13 protein-coding genes are annotated in these 20035 nt (G+C 43.2%); 2 read left to right on the forward strand and 11 right to left on the reverse strand.

The window, feature by feature from the left end; all coding sequences use genetic code 11:
• Positions 1-119: 119 nt before the first annotated feature.
• From rpoC to pbp1b, 8 genes are all read right to left on the reverse strand, one after another.
• Positions 120-3764: a DNA-directed RNA polymerase subunit beta' gene (rpoC, locus tag D8872_RS04765; RefSeq protein WP_125390147.1), complete on the reverse strand. Its 3645-nt coding sequence runs from the start codon at positions 3762-3764 to the stop codon at positions 120-122.
• Positions 3765-3802: 38 nt separating this feature from the next.
• A complete protein-coding gene (rpoB, locus tag D8872_RS04770; RefSeq protein ID WP_125390148.1) occupies positions 3803-7375 on the reverse strand; it encodes a DNA-directed RNA polymerase subunit beta in 3573 nt (1190 codons plus the stop codon).
• A gap of 670 nt (positions 7376-8045) precedes the next feature.
• Positions 8046-8468, reverse strand: coding sequence for a hypothetical protein (locus D8872_RS04775; RefSeq protein ID WP_260471670.1), 423 nt, complete (start codon positions 8466-8468; stop codon positions 8046-8048).
• 242 nt (positions 8469-8710) lie between these two features.
• Positions 8711-9208 (reverse strand): hypothetical protein, encoded by a 498-nt coding sequence (locus D8872_RS04780; RefSeq protein ID WP_125390149.1) that lies wholly within the window; start codon positions 9206-9208, stop codon positions 8711-8713.
• A complete protein-coding gene (locus D8872_RS04785) occupies positions 9205-10839 on the reverse strand; it encodes a polymorphic toxin type 44 domain-containing protein (protein ID WP_125390150.1) in 1635 nt (544 codons plus the stop codon). The genes D8872_RS04780 and D8872_RS04785 overlap by 4 nt, the downstream gene beginning before the upstream one ends.
• Positions 10830-11189 carry a hypothetical protein gene (locus D8872_RS04790; RefSeq protein WP_125388025.1) on the reverse strand — a complete coding sequence of 120 codons (360 nt, stop codon included), beginning with the start codon at positions 11187-11189 and terminating at the stop codon, positions 10830-10832. The genes D8872_RS04785 and D8872_RS04790 overlap by 10 nt, the downstream gene beginning before the upstream one ends.
• A complete protein-coding gene (locus D8872_RS04795) occupies positions 11189-11464 on the reverse strand; it encodes a TIGR04197 family type VII secretion effector (protein WP_125388026.1) in 276 nt (91 codons plus the stop codon). The genes D8872_RS04790 and D8872_RS04795 overlap by 1 nt, the downstream gene beginning before the upstream one ends.
• Before the next feature lie 41 nt (positions 11465-11505).
• Entirely contained in the window at positions 11506-13872 is a 2367-nt protein-coding gene (pbp1b, locus tag D8872_RS04800) for a penicillin-binding protein PBP1B (RefSeq protein ID WP_376739490.1), read from the reverse strand.
• 194 nt (positions 13873-14066) lie between these two features.
• On the opposite strand from pbp1b, the gene tyrS reads away from it, so the two are divergent.
• The gene (gene tyrS, locus D8872_RS04805) at positions 14067-15323 is read left to right on the forward strand and encodes a tyrosine--tRNA ligase (protein ID WP_125390151.1); all 1257 of its coding nucleotides are present in this window, start codon (positions 14067-14069) and stop codon (positions 15321-15323) included.
• A gap of 89 nt (positions 15324-15412) precedes the next feature.
• On the opposite strand, the gene D8872_RS04810 is transcribed toward tyrS, so the two are convergent.
• On the reverse strand, positions 15413-17476 hold the full coding sequence (locus D8872_RS04810; RefSeq protein ID WP_125390152.1) for a heavy metal translocating P-type ATPase: 2064 nt from the start codon (positions 17474-17476) through the stop codon (positions 15413-15415).
• A 1-nt stretch (position 17477) separates the two neighbouring features.
• Entirely contained in the window at positions 17478-17756 is a 279-nt protein-coding gene (locus tag D8872_RS04815) for a DUF6110 family protein (protein WP_000910910.1), read from the reverse strand.
• 151 nt (positions 17757-17907) lie between these two features.
• On the opposite strand from D8872_RS04815, the gene D8872_RS04820 reads away from it, so the two are divergent.
• Entirely contained in the window at positions 17908-18756 is an 849-nt protein-coding gene (locus tag D8872_RS04820; protein WP_125390153.1) for a methyltransferase domain-containing protein, read from the forward strand.
• A 69-nt stretch (positions 18757-18825) separates the two neighbouring features.
• Here the strand turns inward: D8872_RS04820 and D8872_RS04825 are convergent, their stop codons facing one another.
• The gene (locus D8872_RS04825; RefSeq protein ID WP_005591633.1) at positions 18826-19956 is read right to left on the reverse strand and encodes an ABC transporter ATP-binding protein; all 1131 of its coding nucleotides are present in this window, start codon (positions 19954-19956) and stop codon (positions 18826-18828) included.
• Positions 19957-20035: the final 79 nt, after the last annotated feature.

Below are 20035 nucleotides of genomic sequence, written 5' to 3' on the forward strand. Positions count from 1 at the left end.
TCAGCTTTTACAGCCCTACTCAACTGTGCGGAGGTGGGACGACGAAATCGAATTCTAACGAATTACCGATTTCTGTCCCACTCTCGATAGACTTTTATATTGTAAACTTAAGCAAGCTCTTATGATTCTACGCTTGTTTCAACTTCTTCAGTCTCTGCTGTTTCCACAACTTCGTCAATAATTTCAACTTCATTGATTGCTTGTGGTTCCAAGTTACGGTAACGAGCCATACCAGTACCAGCTGGAATAATCTTACCAATGATAACATTTTCCTTGAGACCGAGCAGGTGATCCTTCTTACCACGGATAGCCGCATCTGTCAGGACACGAGTTGTTTCCTGGAAGGAAGCTGCAGACAAGAAGCTGTTTGTTTCAAGGGAAGCTTTGGTGATTCCCATGAGGACTGGACGAGCTGTCGCAGGCACTCCGCCTGAGATAACCACATCACGGTTAGCATCTGTAAAGTCAGTGATATCCATGAGAGTTCCCATGAGGAGATCTGTATCACCTGGATCCATGACGCGCACCTTACGAATCATTTGACGAACCATTACCTCGATGTGTTTGTCGCCGATTTCTACCCCTTGGCTACGGTAAACCTTTTGTACCTCAGCAAGCAGGTAAGTTTCAACAGACAAGACATCGCGGACAGCCAGTAAGTGCTTAGGCTGGATAGAACCTTCAGTCAAGGCAGCACCACGAGAAACTTGGTCGCCCACTTCAACCTTCATGCGGGCTGTAAATGGTACCACATATTCACCTTCGCCAGTTGCACCTTTGACAAAGACTTTCTTGGTACGAGTAGATGCATCTTCTTCGATGGCAGTAACTTCACCCTTGACTTCAGTGATGACCGCTTCCCCTTTCGGATTGCGAGCTTCAAAGATTTCTTGGACACGAGGAAGACCTTGTGTGATATCGGTATTAGAGGCAACACCACCCGTGTGGAAGGTCCGCATGGTCAGCTGTGTACCAGGCTCCCCGATAGATTGAGCAGCGATGGTTCCGACTGCTTCACCGACTTCAACCGCATCACCAGTCGCCAAGTTGATACCGTAACAATGACGGCAGACACCGTGGCGAGTGTTACATGTAAATACGGAACGAATCGTCACTTCTTCAACACCAGCATTGACAATCTCACGCGCCTTGTCTTCGGTGATCAATTCATTTGGACCAATAATGACAGCACCAGTTTCTGGATGTTTAACCGTCTTCTTAGTGTAACGACCATTGAGACGTTCTTCCAGAGACTCGATCATTTCCTTGCCTTCTGTGATAGAAGTGATAAGAAGTCCACGATCTGTACCACAGTCGTCTTCACGGATAATCACATCTTGAGCAACGTCAACCAGACGACGAGTCAAATAACCTGAGTCGGCTGTCTTGAGGGCCGTATCGGTCATACCTTTACGGGCACCGTGAGTTGAGAAGAACATTTCGAGTACTGACAAGCCTTCGCGGAAGTTTGAAAGGATTGGCAATTCCATGATACGTCCGTTTGGCGCAGCCATCAGACCACGCATACCGGCAAGCTGTGAGAAGTTAGAGATGTTACCACGGGCTCCAGAGTCCATCATCATAACGATTGGGTTCTTCGGATCTTGGTTGGCAACCAAGCGTTTTTCCAATTTTTCACGGGCAGCACGCCACTCAGCAGTAACTGCATTGTAGCGCTCATCATCGGTAATCATACCGCGACGGAATTGCTTGGTGATTTGGTCTACACGCTTGTGAGACTCTTCAATGATCTCTGCCTTGTCTTCAACAACTGGGATATCAGCGATACCCACTGTCAAACCAGCCAGAGTAGAATGGTGGTAACCTAAGTCTTTCAAGCGGTCCAGCAGGGCAGATGTTTCTGTCGTGCGGAAGCGTTTGAAGATTTCAGCGATGATATTTCCTAGATTTTTCTTCTTGAACGGAATATTCAGCTCTAGAGCTTCAATAGCAGACTTGATGTCTTTACCTGGCTCCAAGAAGTATTTAGCTGGAACGCCTTCTGTCAAGTTAGCATTCGTTGGCTCTTGCAGGTAAGGCAGCTCTTCTGGCATGATATCGTTGAAGAGAATCTTACCTACTGTGGTCATGAGGATCTTGTGTTTTTGATCTTCTGTCCATGGCTTATTGAGGCTATCTGTCGCGATACCTACACGAGTGTGCAAGTGGACATAGCCATTACGCAAGGCCATCACAGCTTCATCACGGTCTTTAAAGACCATACCTTCACCTTCACGACCTGCTTCTTCCATGGTCAGGTAATAGTTACCCAAGACCATATCCTGAGATGGTGTTACAACTGGTTTTCCGTCTTTCGGATTCAAGATGTGCTCAGCAGCCAGCATGAGGATACGAGCTTCAGCTTGCGCTTCTTCAGACAATGGGACGTGGATGGCCATTTGGTCACCGTCAAAGTCGGCATTGTAGGCTTCACAGACCAGTGGGTGCAAGCGAAGAGCTTTACCGTCGATCAGAACTGGCTCAAAGGCTTGGATACCCAAACGGTGAAGAGTCGGTGCGCGATTAAGGAGCACTGGGTGTTCTTTGATAACATCTTCTAAGACATCCCAGATGCGCTCATCGCCACGCTCTACCATGCGCTTAGCAGCTTTCACATTCTGTGCATAATCACGAGCAACAATTTCCCGCATGACAAACGGCTTGAAGAGCTCGATCGCCATTTCACGTGGCACACCACATTGATACATTTTCAATGTCGGACCAACAGCGATAACGGAACGTCCTGAGAAGTCAACCCGTTTACCCAGCAAGTTTTGACGGAAACGACCTTGTTTCCCTTTGAGCATGTGGCTCAAAGACTTAAGTGGACGGCTACCTGGACCTGTGATCGGACGACCACGACGACCGTTGTCAATCAAAGCATCCACCGCTTCTTGCAGCATCCGCTTCTCATTTTGAACGATGATACCTGGTGCATTCAACTCAAGCAAACGAGCCAAACGGTTGTTCCGGTTGATAACACGGCGGTAGAGGTCATTCAAGTCAGATGAGGCAAAGCGGCCACCATCCAACTGCAACATTGGACGTAGATCTGGTGGAATGACTGGCAGGATGTTGAGAATCATCCATTCTGGCTTATTGCCAGAGCGGTAGAAGGCATCCAAAACGTCCAATCGACGAATAGCCTTGATTCGTTTTTGACCAGAAGCTGTTTTCAATTCTTCCTTGAGAGCCGCAATTTCTGTTTCCAAATCCACTTGTTTCAGCAAGTCTTGGATCGCTTCTGCTCCCATCTTGGCAACGAATGAACCTGCACCATATTCACGGAGGCGCTCACGATACTCGCGCTCAGTCATGATAGATTTATGCTCCAGTGGTGTTTCCTTAGGATCAATCACCACATAAGCCGCAAAATAAATGACTTCTTCTAGGGCGCGCGGACTCATATCCAGAGTCAAGCCCATACGGCTTGGGATTCCTTTGAAATACCAAATATGAGAAACCGGTGCTTTGAGCTCAATGTGGCCCATACGCTCACGACGAACCTTAGTCCGTGTTACTTCGACACCACAGCGGTCACAAATAATCCCTTTGTAACGAATCCGTTTGTACTTACCGCAGGCACACTCCCAATCCTTGGTTGGCCCGAAGATCACCTCGTCAAAGAGGCCTTCACGTTCTGGCTTCAAGGTCCGGTAATTGATTGTCTCAGGCTTCTTCACTTCTCCGTAAGACCATGAACGGACCTTACTTGGAGAAGCTAGGGTGATTTGCATACTTTTAAATCGATTTACATCAACCACTATTTCTTACCTTTCTTATTTATCTAATCAGCGACGAATTATTTTTCTTCATTTCCTTCAGCATCAAAAGCTGCTTTCGCTTCTTGAGCCTGTTTTTGACGTGCTTTTTCCAAATCGTCCACATGGATCACATCTTCATCCATATCCTCATCCAAATCACGCAATTCTACTTCGTTGTCATCTTCGTCGAGCACACGCATATCCAATCCGAGAGACTGCAATTCCTTTACCAAGACGCGGAAGGATTCCGGCACACCTGGTTTTGGAATTGGTTTCCCTTTGGTGATGGCCTCATAGGCTCTGAGACGACCATTGATATCATCAGACTTGTAGGTCAAAATTTCCTGAAGAACGTTTGACGCACCGTAAGCCTCTAGGGCCCAAACTTCCATTTCCCCGAAACGTTGTCCACCAAACTGAGCTTTACCTCCGAGTGGCTGTTGGGTAACGGTTGAGTAAGGGCCGACTGAGCGGGCGTGGAGTTTGTCGTCAACCATGTGGTGGAGCTTGATCATGTACATGACACCGACAGAAACGCGGTTGTCAAATGGCTCACCAGTACGGCCGTCATAAAGAATCGTCTTGGCATCGCTATCCATACCAGCTTCACGGACAGTATCCCAGAGATCTTCTGAGCTAGCTCCGTCAAAGACTGGTGTCGCAATGTGGATACCCAAATTACGCGCTGCCATACCAAGGTGAAGCTCCATAACCTGACCGATGTTCATACGGGATGGTACCCCGAGTGGGTTCAACATGATATCGACTGGAGTTCCGTCTGGAAGGTAAGGCATGTCTTCTACAGGAACGATACGGGATACAACCCCTTTGTTTCCGTGGCGTCCGGCCATCTTATCTCCGACCTTGATCTTACGTTTTTGAGCAATGTAGACACGTACCAGCATATTGACACCAGATTGTAGCTCGTCACCATTAGCGCGGGTAAAGATCTTGACATCGCGAACGACACCATCGGCACCGTGTGGTACACGAAGAGAAGTGTCACGAACTTCACGAGACTTGTCGCCGAAGATAGCGTGCAAGAGGCGCTCTTCAGCTGAAAGGTCTTTTTCACCCTTAGGTGTCACTTTACCTACAAGGATATCGCCTTCCTTAACTTCCGCACCGATACGGATAATACCCATTTCGTCAAGATCTTTAAGGGCATCTTCACCAACGTTTGGAATTTCACGAGTGATTTCTTCAGGCCCAAGCTTGGTGTCGCGGGTTTCTGATTCGTATTCTTCCAAGTGAACAGAGGTGTAGACATCGTCTTTCACCAGACGCTCACTCATGATAACGGCATCCTCGAAGTTGTAACCTTCCCATGTCATGTAGGCAACGATTGGGTTTTGTCCAAGCGCCATTTCTCCATTTTCCATAGAAGGTCCGTCAGCGATAAAGTCGCCTTTTTCAACAACATCGCCAACTTTTACAAGGGTGCGTTGGTTGTAGGCAGTTCCTGAGTTTGAACGACGGAATTTTTGGATGTGATAAACGTCTAGTGAACCATCTTCACGGCGAACTTCTACCTTGTCAGCATCTGCGTAAGTAACTTTACCATCATACTGGGCAATAACCGCTGCACCAGAATCGTGGGCAGCTTGGTATTCCATACCAGTACCAACATAAGGCGCTTTTGGATCAATCAAAGGCACAGCCTGACGTTGCATGTTGGCACCCATGAGGGCACGGTTGGAGTCGTCATTTTCCAAGAAAGGAATACATGCTGTCGCCACGGCAACTACCTGCTTAGGCGATACATCCATGTAGTCTACTTGGTCTGATGGGAATTCTTGGTTGTTACCTTGGTGGCGTCCCATAACGATAGGCTCTGCAAAGCCACCTTTTTCATTAAGCTTAGAGTTTGCCTGCGCTACGATAAATTCATCTTCCTCATCAGCTGTCAGCCAAACGATTTTGTTGGTTACCACACCAGCTTCACGGTCCACCTTACGGTAAGGCGTTTGAATAAATCCGTATTTGTTAAGGTGCCCATAAGAAGACAAGTTATTGATCAAACCGATGTTTGGTCCTTCAGGCGTTTCAATCGGACACATACGACCATAGTGAGTATAGTGCACGTCCCGCACTTCATAACCAGCGCGGTCACGTGTCAAACCACCAGGTCCCAAGGCAGAGAGACGACGCTTGTGGGAAAGCTCAGACAGCGGATTGTGTTGGTCCATGAACTGTGACAATTGTGAAGAACCAAAGAATTCTTTAATAGCTGCAGTTACTGGACGAATGTTGATGATTTGTTGTGGGGTCAGCACTTCATTGTCCTGAACGCTCATCCGTTCGCGAACATTACGCTCCATCCGAGAAAGTCCGAGACGAACTTGGTTAGCCAAAAGCTCACCAACCGCACGAATACGACGGTTCCCCAAGTGGTCAATATCATCCACACGACCGATACCTTCTGCCAAGTTGAGAAAATAGCTCATTTCAGCCAAGATATCAGCTGGTGTTACAGTCCGAACCTTGTCAGATGGGTTCGCATTGCCAATAATGGTCACAACACGGTCTGGATCGCTTGGTGCGACAACCTTGAACTTCTGCAATTCCACAGGCTCTGTCAAGACAGCTGAGTCGTTTGGAATATAAGTGATCTTGTTCAAACCATTGTCCAGTTGCTCTGCAATGCTGTCAATCACACTGCGGGTCATGACTGTACCAGCTTCGACAAGAATTTCACCTGTTTCAGCATCTACCAAATGTTCTGCCAATGTTTGATTGAGCAGGCGGTTCTTGATGTTGAGCTTCTTGTTAATCTTGTAACGACCAACGGCAGCCAAGTCATAGCGATGTGGATCAAAGAAACGAGCCACAAGCAAGCTACGTGAGCTTTCAGCCGTCTTAGGCTCACCTGGACGAAGGCGCTCATAGATTTCTTTCAGAGCTTCATCCGTACGAGAGTCCATTGGGTTCTTGTGAATATCTTTTTCGATGGTGTTGCGCACCAAGTCGCTGTCACCAAAGATGTCCAAGATCTCATCATCGCCCGAGAAACCAAGTGCACGAACCAAGGTCGTAAATGGAATTTTACGCGTCCGGTCAATACGAGTATAGGCAATGTCTTTTGAGTCTGTTTCTAGCTCCAACCAAGCTCCGCGGTTAGGAATAACGGTTGAGCCGTAGCCAACTTTACCGTTTTTGTCAACTTTATCGTTAAAGTAAACCCCTGGAGAACGCACCAACTGGGATACGATAATCCGCTCACCACCATTGATGATGAAGGTTCCCATTTCAGTCATGATTGGGAAATCACCAAAGAAGACTTCCTGAGTCTTGATTTCACCAGTTTCCTTGTTAATCAGACGGAAAGTCACAAAGATTGGCGCTGAGTAGCTAGCATCGTGGATACGAGCTTCTTCCAGCGTGTATTTAGGCTCACGGATTTCATAGCCGACAAATTCCAGTTCCATGGTGTCGGTAAAGTTTGAAATAGGAAGCACATCCTCGAAGACTTCTTTCAAACCATGGTCCAAGAAATCTTTAAACGAGTCTGTTTGAATTTCAATCAAGTTTGGTAAATCAAGAACTTCTTTAATTCTTGAAAAACTACGACGGGTCCGATGTTTCCCGTATTGAACGTCATGTCCTGCCAAGTTTCTAACTCCTTTTTTATAAAGTACAGAGGGAGGAAATCGGAGAGAATTGAGATTTTCTGATTATTAAAATAATAACCATTTGCCTCTCATATCACACTCTTCTTCACTCTTACCAAGGGGAGACCCCTTCTACGCCATTGACTCTCGTCAAAACAGCTACAATCAGTCCCTTTTGCTAAGTTTTTAGAATCTTTAAGTTTGCGTTACAAATCTTAGAATTCTGAAAAATAGACACAAAAAGAGCAGCTAAATCTGACTTATAAAAAGTTTGATTTAACTGCTGCAAGCTTTAATCGGACAATATTTCAATTAAAGCACACGACAAATTATTGATACTATTATACCATAATTATATAAAAATTCAAGTAGTTTTATATAATTTTCAGGACACTTTCATCTTTAATCTTGAAATAGAAGCATGCTTATTTTAAGCCGCTCTCATCCACTTCCTCGTCGTCATGAACATGTTCACCATGGATTTTGATGTATCCTTCATGTTTCCTATCCAATTCTTCCCAGAGCGGCTCATCAACAGCCTTCCGAATCTTTATTTTATGATTCTTTTATTATATTTCCTATTTAGAAGCTAGCTGCTGTTTCATTTTTTCAAAGAACTGATTTAATTCTGTTTGAACCTGATGTAGTAACTCTTTTTCTTGAGTCTCATCTATCTCAATTTTTTCCCAGTATCATTTTCCTCTATGGACTCATAACTCGAATCAATTAAATTCAATTTTTTATCTAAGAAAAACGCTACATCTGTTTCTTTACCGTTAATCATAGTAGAAAAAAGAACTAGAAGCTCACTGTCTTCCAAACTAGTCGGTGGGCGTACATCCAAGTTTAATTTCCCAGATATTTTAAGTTTATTTATCCCCCATCGGCGAATCACTGGGTCATCCGGAATTCCATAGCCAGCATCTCGGATAATATCCTCGTTGTTACCTGCGAGGATACTTGCCAGTAATTCAATTTTATTGGCAGAGGAAAAATCTGGTTCAGGTTTATCATCTGACCAAAAGAGCAACCAAATGGCAAAAGCAGTTATTATCAAAAGTAGGATGCTTATTATTTTTTTACGTACCGACATTCTTATCTTCTCCTCGCTTCAAATAATCATAAAAATCTTCTTTTGATTTTTTATGCTCATCCGTATCTGGTTTCCATAAGAAATCCCATCTTTTCCCGTGCTTGATAAATTGTCCACCTGCTGTATATAGGCTACTTACAAGAGTTCTCCAAAGGCTAGAGTAACTATTAGGTAGTCACGCTCTTTTAGGCAGTCGGTCTGTAACTTGATTGCTAATTCTAAGTTGTTGCCAGCGCTCTACCTTACCTATCCACCACTTGAGCCTCAAATTTGGCCGGTTTATTGTCTACATTGGTGATGGTGATGGTGTAGGGGGTTTCTTCCGTCACCCCAAATACTTCCTTTATTTCCCCTTGAACCACTATTCCATCACTCTCTAAATAGATACTTTTACTCTTATCATTCGGTAAGTCTTTGCGCTCTGTTCCATCTTTAGAAATAATAATCTCAGTTATTGACCGCTTCTCAACATTATAAACCGTATTACTTCCTTTCATCCCCCAGCCTTTTCGGCCCGATAATTTTAATTTAGCGTCATCTTTTTTTTCTAAAATCAATTCCGAATGATACTCCAGCTGCTCTGTTTTAGAAAAAACTTTCAATTTAACACTTTGACCTGGTTGCAGAGTGTACTTACCAATGTTTTTTGCCCATAAATATAGTCCAAAAATGCTAGTTGCTAGGATTAATATTAGCAAGCCACAGCCTAATTTCCAGATTTTTTTCTTACTATAGGTCATTTGTAATTCTCCCTATAATCATTAATACCATCTTGAATTGTCTTAGCATCTCCTGGATTATCTCCATAATTTCCATTAATAACGTTCTCTAAATATTTCAAAGGATTCTTATCTGACCATCCCTGAGCCATTCCTGCACCAACTTTCAAATATGTATCACTAGATTCTAAATAACCTTTACCAACATAGCCAAAAAGATAATTCCCAAGGTAGTCAGACTCCATTCCTTCTTCCCATTGCCGACTCCAAATTGAAAAAGGGTAATCTTCTCTATAAACTCGTGTTTTTAAATCCAAAGGCTGGCCTGTGTTCACCAACTCCATAAAGTTTAAATTATCAGCAGGAAGAGCTCCCCACTGTGAACCGACAGCTATGGCATTATCTACTAAACCATTATCTCCTGGGCTTTTCCATGTACTTCTACCCCTTTGAATCAAATTGTATTTCTTTTTATCCTCTATTTTTTTAACATCTAATACATCGTCTCCCATCCTTGCTACAATTTTTCTTATATTTTCTCTATTTACTGATTCCAAGATAATTCCCTCAGCTTCTCTAATAAATGGATTATCTGAGTATGGATCCCACTTACCATTGTATGCACTACGTATTCGCCAATACTCTTCAAAGGCTTCTCTATTATTATAAAACAGATAATCCTCATAAGCTTTGACGATTTGGTCTGCTTTTTCAATTGAAGTCTTATCACTCTTTTTGATTTTCTCAACCTTTTCCTGTAGTTTCTTTGGATTAGCTCTATTAGCAGCTTCTGTCTTCAGCTTGTTGGTGACAATTTCTGGTAACTGAACTTTCGGATAACGTCGAGCATAAGATTCTAGGGTTTCAAATTCCTTATCGCTCAGCTCTTTGCCCTTTTTCAACTTGTCTAAAATACTTTGATACTCTTTATGCAAGTCTTTGGTTTTCTTAGAAGAATCATATTTTATACTTTCAATCTTCTGCTCTTTCATCTTCTTGACCCAATTCATGTCCACACCGTCCGCATAGTAGTTGCCATCACTATCGACAATGATTTCACTTAGTTGTGTGGCTCCTTGGATAGCTAGACGAAGAACTTCTAGACTATCACTGAAATATTGAGAAACTTGAGCGACAAAGAACTCCAGCTTTTCAATCTTCTCTTCCAACTCTTTAATTTGTGTTTCAATTTGCGACTCTGCACTAGAAAGAATCACTAGAGACTCCATATGAGAAACGATATTAAATGTAGCAATAGACTTCATCCGCTCTAAGAATGATTCTTTAGCTTCAATAGCCTTTTTGATAGAGGCTAGCTGTTTCTCTCGCAATTCTTTTGTCTTTTTCAGCTGATCCAGATCGAGGTTTCCATACTCTGATACCTGAGCATCGGCAATCCTATATGAATTTAACTCCGTTTGAATGTCGTCCACTGCAGCCTGTAGCTTCTTAATGGCAGGAATGATAATCTCTGAAAAAAGACCCTTACCTGCTGTATAGGCTGCTCCCATGAGTTCTCCAGAGTCTAGAGTAGCTATTAGGTGGTCACATCCCTGAGACAATCGGTCTGTTACCTCATTGGCCACTTGAATATTATTAGCCATAGCCTCCATCAGCTGTGAAGACTCCGATGCACTGTACTTTACTCCCATGGTAAAGAGTTCCTTTCTTTCGTCAATCTTTCTCGATTTTCATCTAATTTTTGCCGAACTTTCCTTGTTTGTTTGGAAACATTGTCCAACTCTTGCTCTACGTAGCTGTCAATTGCTTGTTGCAAGGCTTGGTTTTCTTCCCATATTTTACGATTGGTATGGCTTGTCTCTGATACGGGATCTATCAAGTTTTCTATTTGGGCATTTATCGTCCAGATATCTGCACGAAAATCCATTACCTTCTCTTCGTAACGTCTTTTGATAACTAAAAGATCTTCTTCTTGATTCTCAAGCTGGATGATTTGCTTATATAATTGTTCACGTTTTTCTTGATTTTTATCTTTTATCATCAGTTGCTCCAACGTTGCGCCTGCTCTATATCGCGTTTCTCAATTTTTGCAGCAATTTCTGGAAATTTATTAGCCTGAGTTAAGACGGCCGAACTGAAGTCACTGACAGCCTGCAACATTTGATTGCAGGCTTGACGACCAGCTTCCATTCCAGCAATATCACTTGTATAACCAAATTCAACTTGATTGTTCCTGAAGGCTGAAGTATCCACTCCTACTAATTCACTAATTGCGGAACTTGCTGCGATAGTATCTGAAGAAATCTTCCCTGACATCTAGCATTCCCTACCTTTCGTTCTAATTGTTAGGCAATTTCTCATTGGCTATTACGATTGGTGTTGCCAGCTGTACCACCCAAGATTGCTCCCCAAGCTTTCTGATAATCCGCATCTGATGCACCAATGCCGAAGCGATAGCTCGTCGTTGGAGCGCCATTCTTAGCCCAGTAGCTAGGAACAGTCGGACCGTTTAGATTGATGGAGCGACCATTGATTGTGACGGTTCCTGGTCTTTCTCCAGTAGACTTGAGAACATCAGACTTGATAACGCTCGAATCAAGATTGAACTTCTCTCCGATTCCCCAGGCACTTGGATCCGCCTCATAAATGGCATTGGCTAGATAGGCCATATAGGTCGCATTATTATTGTAGCCTGTCAGGGCAGCCATAGAAGTATTGTCATCATGACCAATCCAGCCTCCAAGAGTCATCCGAGGAGTAGAAAGCATGAGCCACATATCACCATTGCTGTTGGTTGTACCTGTCTTACCAATCCAATCTGCGCCTGCCAAGGTGCCATTGACTTGACTAATTCTTGATTTAAAGGTCGTAGTTGCACCAGAGTTGAGCACACCCCGCATCAAGCTTTGCATAATCGTTGCAGTAGCAGGCGAATAAACCTGAACTGGTTTTGCCTTATGCTCATAAACTACCTTGCCGTCTGGAGCTGTGATCTTTTCAATCATATACTTTTCTTGATAAGAACCGTTATTAGCCAAGGTCTGGAAACCGTTGGTGTGCTGAGCAACCGAAACCTCGATTCCCCCACCCATTGGTAGACTTTCAATATCGTAGTTGTCAATATGGTAGCCCATTTTTTCCATATAGCCTCGGACATTCACACCCTTCTCACGAAGTGCACGATAGGTCCAATAAGCTGGAATATTCCAAGAAGTATTGAGGGCTTCCTGCAGGTCCATCATACCTGTCCCGCGACTGTCCACGTGCATAATTGGCTCACCGCTAGAGAAATTCGTCGGATAATTAGAAAGGACACTTGCGCTTCCCATCAGCCCTTGATCAATGGCAATCCCATAAGCTAAAATCGGCTTGATAGTCGAACCCGGAGATCTTTCCGTATCAAAAGCATGGTTGTTTTGATTAGAACTATAGTCTCTACCACCGACAAAACCAATAATGGCTCCTGTTTTATTATCCTGAAGGACATTCCCAACCTCGGCCATTCCTGTCCCATCATCCAAGAGACCACCGTAGTTGGCAACTGCATTCTGCATCGCCTGATGAATAGAATGATTGATGGTTGTTGTGACCGTATAACCACCCTCGCTCAGCTCTTTTCGAGCCAACTCCTGATAGGCTTCAACCGTTGCATTATTTTTTAATTCTTGCTGGGATACGTTGTCTCGCTGAATCAAATACTGATACATGGCCGTCTGCGCTTCTGAAAAAGCTGTATGGTAGAGGTAACTATGCGAGCTCTTTTGAAGGCTCTCAGTCGGCTTAAAATCTTGCGTCAGATCATAGTCTTTGTACTGCTGATAGTCTGCCTCACTCAGTCGACCTGTACGGTACATATTATACAAAACATTCCGAGCCCGCTCTAGACCTAAAGCCATATCATCTGGACTCTTCAAACTGCCATCAGCGGCATAGGGCGAATAGACAATCGGGCTCTGAGGCAATCCTGCAATAAACGCAGCCTGCGGAATGGTTAACTCCTTGGCTGATACACCAAAAATCCCTTGAGCTGCTTCTTCCACTCCAGCAATATTTTGTCCTTTGTTATTCCGACCAAAAGGTGCTACATTCAAATAAGCAGTCAGAATCTCATCCTTAGACATATAGCGTTCCAAAGCCAAGGCATCAACAATCTCTACTGCCTTCCGCTTGAAAGTCGGAGCATCCCCCACGACCTGCTGCTTGATCAACTGCTGAGTTAAGGTCGAGCCCCCGCTGGATGAACCAACTCCAACTACAGAACCTAAGGTTGCCCGCAGAACCGCCTTGGGCACAACACCATTATGAGTTTCAAAGTTCTCATCTTCCGTCGCAATGATAGCATTTTTGACATTATCAGAAATCGCATCGCTGGCAACTGGGATCCGCAACAAGTCATTATCGATTTCAGAAATCAACTCTCCATTAGCATAGGTCAGCTTGGAAATCCCAGAAATTTTATTAACCTGACTTACCAGCTCTTCCTGCTTCGGCACAGAGACATCACTAAAAAGGCTGGCGGCATAGCCCAATCCGAGTCCAGCTCCCAATACTATTCCAAAAAAGATAAATACAAAAGCGACATTTAAGAGTAGTTTTACTGTCCGAAAAATAACGGAAACAATATCCAGTACCGACCAAGTCTCTCCTTTTGACTTAGACGTCTTAGCAGGTGAGGGCTCCCCCTTACCAAACTGTTTTAACTTTTTTATAAATGGTTTCAACATAGATTCTCCTTCTCGACTATTATAGCAAACATCAGCAGATTATATCAAGAAAGAGCTAATTCTAGCGCTTTTACAAGAATTATTTTCTGGCTACTCATTGCTATTTGTCGCGTTTGTGATACAATAGAAAGATAAGACAAAAAATAATTGAGCAAGGGCAAAATCTTTGCTATCTTAGAAAAGGAGAGACAACTATGCACATTTTTGATGAGCTAAAAGAGCGTGGTTTAATTTTTCAAACTACGGATGAAGAAGCTTTGCGTAAAGCCTTAGAAGAAGGGCAGGTCTCTTATTATACTGGCTATGATCCAACAGCAAACAGTCTGCACTTAGGTCACTTGGTGGCTATTTTGACCAGCCGCCGCTTACAGTTAGCTGGTCACAAGCCTTATGCCCTCGTCGGTGGTGCAACAGGTTTGATTGGCGACCCATCCTTTAAAGATGCAGAGCGTAGCCTGCAAACCAAGGAAACCGTTGATGGCTGGGTTCAGTCTATCCAAGGCCAACTGTCACGCTTTCTTGACTTTGAAAATGGTGATAACAAAGCTGTCATGGTCAACAACTACGACTGGTTTGGCAGCATCAGCTTCATTGACTTCCTCCGTGATGTTGGTAAATACTTCACTGTCAACTACATGATGAGCAAGGAATCCGTAAAAAAACGGATTGAAACAGGGATTTCTTACACTGAGTTTGCCTACCAAATCATGCAAGGTTACGACTTCTTTGTCCTTAACCAAGACCACAATGTTACCCTGCAAATCGGTGGTTCTGACCAGTGGGGCAATATGACAGCAGGTACCGAATTACTTCGTCGCAAGGCTGACAAGACAGGTCACGTCATCACTGTTCCCCTTATCACTGATGCGACCGGTAAGAAATTTGGTAAGTCAGAAGGAAATGCTGTTTGGCTCAATGCTGACAAGACTTCTCCATACGAAATGTACCAATTCTGGATGAACGTCATGGATGCTGACGCTGTTCGCTTCTTGAAGATCTTTACCTTCTTGTCACTGGATGAGATTGAAGACATCCGCAAACAATTCGAAGCAGCTCCACACGAACGCTTGGCTCAAAAAATCCTCGCTCGTGAAGTCGTGACTCTTGTTCACGGTGAAGAAGCCTACAAGGAAGCCCTCAATATTACCGAGCAACTCTTTGCTGGAAACATCAAAAACCTTTCTGTCAAAGAACTCAAACAAGGACTTCGTGGAGTACCAAACTACCAAGTTCAAGCCGACGAAAATCTTAACATCGTGGAAATCCTCGTGTCATCTGGCGTAGTCAACTCAAAACGCCAAGCCCGCGAAGATGTTCAAAACGGAGCAATTTACGTCAACGGCGACCGCATCCAAGACCTTGACTATGTCTTGAGCGACGCAGATAAGTTAGAGAATGAACTTACTGTTATCCGCCGTGGTAAGAAGAAATACTTCGTCCTTACATACTAAAACATTCAAAATTTATCCACACAAACAAAAGGAGTTACTCTTCTCTGAGATAACTCCTTTTTGCTCATAGTAGATTAAAATCTTCTTACTTATCTATTCTTAACAGAAAGACTACGAAGTACAATTCGCAAAGTTGTGAGGTTATGTAAGATAGAAAGATTGGAAGGACTAAGCCAGTTAAATAAACCAAAGCCAATCAAACTACTATTTACGACGACGGTTTCTTGGATATTCTTCTGAATCAGTTTTTGCAAAGACGATGACAGAGAGTCTAATTCTTCAAAAAAATCCAAGCGATTATCTAATAATAATATATCGCTCATTTGCTTAGAAATATCTGCACTTTCATTCATCACAACACCAATATCCGCAAGGGTTAGAGCTGCCGAGTCATTCAGGCCATCTCCGACCATTAAGACAGTATGACCAGATTGCTGTAACTCCTGCACCAATTCAAATTTCCCATCAGGTTTCAAGTCTGTATATACCTGATCAAAGGGCAAATCTTTGACTAATTCCTCTGTCCTAACCGAGGTATCCCCTGTTGCCAGAATCAATTTTTTCCCCTGTGCCTTAAGTTTATCCAAGGCTGTTTTTGCTTCTTTTCTCAAAGGAGTATGAATGCAGAACATTCCAATCAATTCATTCTGATAAGCCAAGAATAAGAGATTGTAGTGACTCTTGTACTCTTCAATTAAAGCATTTTGTTCTGAACTGATATGAATCTGCTCATCCTGCATCAAGACATAATTCCCAATAAGAACTGGTTGGCCATCTATATGAGATTTGATCCCCTTGCTTGCGATATATTGGAGTTTCCCATGCATTTCCTCATGTTCAATCCCCTCTATCTCAGCTTGCTTGACGATGGCATTAGCAATAGGATGATAAATGTGTTCCTCAAGACAGGCACTGATTCTGAGAATATCTTCCTCACTATAGTCCCCAAAAGGTAACACCTTGTCAACTATCGGATAGCTAGTTGTGATTGTTCCCGTCTTATCAAACAAGAAAGTATCAACTTCCAGATATTTCTCCAAAACATCTCCATCCTTAATCACCATTTCACGGTTCAACCCCTCCTTGATAGCTGTCAAATAAGCTACAGGAGTAGAGATTTTCAAAGCGCAGGAGAAATCGACCAATAGGAAAGAAATAGCCTTAGAAAAAGAACCTGTCAATAGGTAAGTCAGCCCAGCCCCCAAGAAATTATATTTGACGACCTTGTCCGCCATTTTGATGAAATAGCGTTGTTTCGTTTTCTTGTTTTCTTCAGATTTCTTCATCAACTCAATCAGTTGTAAAACCCGGCTGTTCATCTGATTATCGGTTACACGAATGCGTAACTCTCCAGTTTCTAATACTGTATTTGCACAAACCAAATTAGACTCTCTTTTTTCAACTGGAAAACTCTCTCCCGTCAAGGAACTTTCGTTGACCATACCTAAACCTGAAACTACTTGTCCATCAAACAGAATTTCATTTCCTTGAGATAAGACCAAAACATCTCCTATTTGAACATCGGAACTCTTGATACTAACAACCGTATCGCCCTGTACTAGGAATACATCGCTCTCTTTTGCAAGAAGACTCTGTTCTAAATCTGTTGCAGTTTTTTTCAAGGACCACTGATCTAAATGATTCCCCAAATCAAGCATAAACATGATGTTGCTAGCAGTCTTGGATTGATTCATGAACAAGGACAATAAAATCGCCGAGCAGTCCAAGACTTCCATCGTTAGTTCCTTACGCGCTAGTGTTTGATAGGCTTCTCTAATATAGCCAAAAGCCTGATAACAAGTCCATATATAGCGAATAGGATACGGCACAAAACTACGAAAAAGTACACGCTTAACCGCTGCACCTGAAACAATAGAATAAGCACTCTCTTCTCTACGAATGGGAAGAGTCATCAACTCAGAAACTTTCCCTTTATCAATTCTTTTTAAAAAGGCTTCTGCATTGTCTAATACGGAGAAGCCTTCTTTTATACGTAGAGTAAAGTGCTGTTGATCCATATAAAACTGGATAGACTCAATTCCCTTTTCATCTCTCGCCAAGGAACGAAGATAGTCTTGAATATCCAAGGTCAATGAAAAAGAAGATGATAGTCGGATATGTTGATATCCTCTATATAGCACTTTAAAAGACATATTATTCTCCTATCAGGCTATCTAATTGTTCTTCTTTCTTTTCCTGTTCGTATAAATATTTAGCATCTTGTAAAACATCATCACCGTGTTGTTTTACAACAGAAACAGATGCATCTAGCCCGTCTTTCAACTTGTAAGCCTTAGCCAAAGCTTTAGAATAACCTTTTTTAGCTTCCTTACTTGCTAAGATTTTCAAGCCAAGGGTACCAAATGCGACACCACCCAAAAATAGTGAAGATTTTTTCGCAACTTTTGCAACGGTTAATACTTCTTTTAACATACTTATTTCCTCCTTATCATTATTATATAGAAATTTAGATATAAAAGCAATTTCATTTTATAAATTGGAGAATTAGTTTTATTTCTACTGAATCTCCCATCTACTTACTCCTAAAGTTGCTTTCACTTGTCTCTTTTGATACACTTAAACTATGAATACAAACCTCAAACCCAAACTCCAGCGTTTTGCCACAGCGACCGCTTTTGCCTGTCCCATCTGCAAGGAAGAGCTGCAGCTGATGGATAGCAGCCTTAAATGCCAACATCGGCATTCTTATGACTTGGCCAAGTTTGGCTATGTCAATCTAGCACCCCAAATCAAACAACCCAAAGACTACGATAAGGCCAGTTTTCAAAATCGGCAGTTGATTTTAGAAGCAGGATTTTACCAAGCTATCTTAGAAGCTGTCTCGAACTTACTTGCTAGCTCAGAATCTGCCAAAACAGTCTTAGATATTGGCTGCGGTGAGGGCTTCTACTCTCGTAAACTCCAGGAAACCCATCCACAAAAAACCTTCTATGCTTTTGATATTTCAAAGGATTCCATCCAGTTGGCGGCCAGGAGCGACAGCACTTTCGCAGTCAATTGGTTCGTTGGTGATTTGGCCAAGCTGCCGCTACAAGATGCCAGCATGGACATCATTTTAGACATCTTTTCCCCAGCCAATTATCAGGAATTTCGGAGAGTCATGTCTGACAATGCCCTACTCATCAAGGTCATCCCCACCGAGCGCCACCTTCAGGAAATTCGCCAAAAAGCCGCGCCTCAACTCAGTAACAAGGATTACTCTAACCAAGAAGTCATCCAGCATTTCCAAGAGCACTTCGATATAATCTCTGAAATCAATGTTGAGTCTAGCCACTCCTTGACTACCGAAAGTAGAGCCGCTCTTTTAGCAATGACACCACTCCTCTTTCACGTTGAGCAAGACCAGATTGACTGGACTGACCTCACCCAAGTGACCATTGCAGCTACCATTCTTGTCGGAAAAGCAAAATAAAGAAAAGATAGTCCGCAGACCAAATGCATTCCGTTTGGCTTGCGGACTATCTTTTTTATAACTCATATTTTAATAAACTGTTTTCTCTGTTTCGAAATCAAAGAAATGCGCCTTGTTTAGATCAAAGCCAAGGTCAATTCCAGCACCTGTTTCTGAGTAGTCACGAGCATCTACCCGCGCGATAAACTCACTGTCACCAACTTGACAGTAAAGGTGAGACTCAGAACCCAAAAGTTCAGAGACAGAAATGGTCGCATGAACCACAGAATCTGGGAAGGTCTCTAAGAAAGCAGGTTCTGTATTGATGTCTTCTGGACGAATACCAAAGATCAACTTCTTGCCGTCGTAACCCTTCTCACGCAACACCTTCAGTGTTCCTTCTGGCACTGTCAAACGCAAGCCATCGGCAACAATTTGATTTCCCTCAAGCGTCACAGTAATAAAGTTCATCGCCGGGCTGCCAATGAAGCCCGCCACAAACTTGTTGACTGGATTTCTGTAAACTTCCTGTGGACTACCGATCTGCTCTACTCGACCAATGGTTCCAGTTCCAGCAGGATTCTTGGTTGCTGACATGATAACAATGCGGTCTGCAAGCGTCATCGCTTCTGTCTGGTCATGGGTAACGTAAATGGTTGTTGCTCCGATACGGCGGTGGATTTTGGCAATCTCAGCACGCATGGACACACGCAGCTTCGCATCCAAGTTTGACAAAGGCTCGTCCATTAGGAAAACCTTTGCATCACGCACAATAGCACGACCCATAGCAACACGCTGACGTTGACCACCTGACAAGTCCGCTGGCTTACGATCCAAGAATTCTTTCAAACCAAGGATTTCAGCTGCTTCTTGCACCCGCTTGTCGATATCTTCCTTGCTGTACTTGCGCAGTTTCAATCCGAAAGCCATGTTGTCATAGACTGTCATGTGTGGATAGAGGGCATAGTTCTGGAAGACCATGGCGATATCGCGGTCTTTCGGCGCCACGTCATTGACCACTTTACCATCAATCGACGCTGTTCCTTCTGTGATATCCTCAAGACCTGCAATCATACGTAGCGTTGTGGATTTTCCGCATCCTGACGGACCGACGAAAACGATAAACTCCTTGTCCTTAATGTCCAAATTAAAGTCTTCAACAGAATAGTGCTCACTATTTGGATACTTCTTATAAATATTTTTTAGATTTAACTCAACCATAAGTTCCCCTTTACTTTATGTGAAAATAGTTGCCTTTGAAACCCCTAAAAATTTCAAAGCGCTTTCATAAAGATATTAT

Source organism: Streptococcus cristatus, from assembly GCF_003943815.1.
Taxonomy (GTDB): domain Bacteria; phylum Bacillota; class Bacilli; order Lactobacillales; family Streptococcaceae; genus Streptococcus; species Streptococcus cristatus_F.

What these genes read in the sequence shown, in the direction of transcription:
- D8872_RS04775 (WP_260471670.1), bottom strand. Translation starts at nt 8,468, where the DNA reads ATGTCGGTACGTAAAAAAATAATAAGCATCCTACTTTTGATAATAACT.
- D8872_RS04780 (WP_125390149.1), bottom strand. Translation starts at nt 9,208, where the DNA reads ATGACCTATAGTAAGAAAAAAATCTGGAAATTAGGCTGTGGCTTGCTA.
- D8872_RS04785 (WP_125390150.1), bottom strand. Translation starts at nt 10,839, where the DNA reads ATGGGAGTAAAGTACAGTGCATCGGAGTCTTCACAGCTGATGGAGGCT.
- D8872_RS04790 (WP_125388025.1), bottom strand. Translation starts at nt 11,189, where the DNA reads ATGATAAAAGATAAAAATCAAGAAAAACGTGAACAATTATATAAGCAA.
- D8872_RS04795 (WP_125388026.1), bottom strand. Translation starts at nt 11,464, where the DNA reads ATGTCAGGGAAGATTTCTTCAGATACTATCGCAGCAAGTTCCGCAATT.
- pbp1b (WP_376739490.1), bottom strand. Translation starts at nt 13,872, where the DNA reads ATGTTGAAACCATTTATAAAAAAGTTAAAACAGTTTGGTAAGGGGGAG.
- tyrS (WP_125390151.1), top strand. Translation starts at nt 14,067, where the DNA reads ATGCACATTTTTGATGAGCTAAAAGAGCGTGGTTTAATTTTTCAAACT.
- D8872_RS04810 (WP_125390152.1), bottom strand. Translation starts at nt 17,476, where the DNA reads ATGTCTTTTAAAGTGCTATATAGAGGATATCAACATATCCGACTATCA.
- D8872_RS04815 (WP_000910910.1), bottom strand. Translation starts at nt 17,756, where the DNA reads ATGTTAAAAGAAGTATTAACCGTTGCAAAAGTTGCGAAAAAATCTTCA.
- D8872_RS04820 (WP_125390153.1), top strand. Translation starts at nt 17,908, where the DNA reads ATGAATACAAACCTCAAACCCAAACTCCAGCGTTTTGCCACAGCGACC.
- D8872_RS04825 (WP_005591633.1), bottom strand. Translation starts at nt 19,956, where the DNA reads ATGGTTGAGTTAAATCTAAAAAATATTTATAAGAAGTATCCAAATAGT.